Origin of the sequence: Curtobacterium sp. P97, assembly GCF_023712445.1 — a bacterium.
Taxonomy (GTDB): Bacteria; Actinomycetota; Actinomycetes; order Actinomycetales; family Microbacteriaceae; genus Curtobacterium.
Genome location: NZ_JAMAYF010000189.1, coordinates 1 through 411, shown reverse-complemented (window position 1 = coordinate 411; position 411 = coordinate 1). Strand labels below are relative to the sequence as shown.

General features: G+C 68.4%; 1 protein-coding gene. It reads right to left on the bottom strand.

All coding sequences use genetic code 11. The features are described 5' to 3' along the window. A partial coding sequence (locus tag M3677_RS17590; RefSeq protein WP_308201994.1) for a flagellar cap protein FliD N-terminal domain-containing protein occupies nt 1–296 on the bottom strand: 296 nt, incomplete at its 3' end. Nucleotides 297–411 lie beyond the last annotated feature (115 nt).

The following is a 411-nucleotide window of genomic DNA, read 5'->3' as shown; positions in this document are numbered from 1 at the left end:
ACGGTGAAGGACAACGACGTGGGCTGCGCCGTGGAGGACGCGGTGGCCACCACCGTGGTGGCGGACGAGCTCGCGGAGTACGCGTTCCAGCTGTCCGCCTTCGCGACCTTGGCCGCGTACTCGTTCAGTGACGCGGTCTTGGTGTTGAGCGTCTGGAGCGAGGTCTTCAGCGTCGAGACGTCGGACTGCTTGTCGACGAGCAGCGTGCGGGGCGCCTTCTCGATGCTCATCAGGTTCGAGATGAGCGTCTCGGTGTCCAGCCCGCTGACGAGGCCACTGATCGAGGACGTCGCCACCGGCGGACCGCCTTCCGTGTGAGAGGGGTGGTGCACCAGGAGGGGGTGCGCGAGGTGCGCACCCCCTCCCGGCGGGTGACCGGCCTACGACCGGTCAGGGACCTCAGCCCTGGAG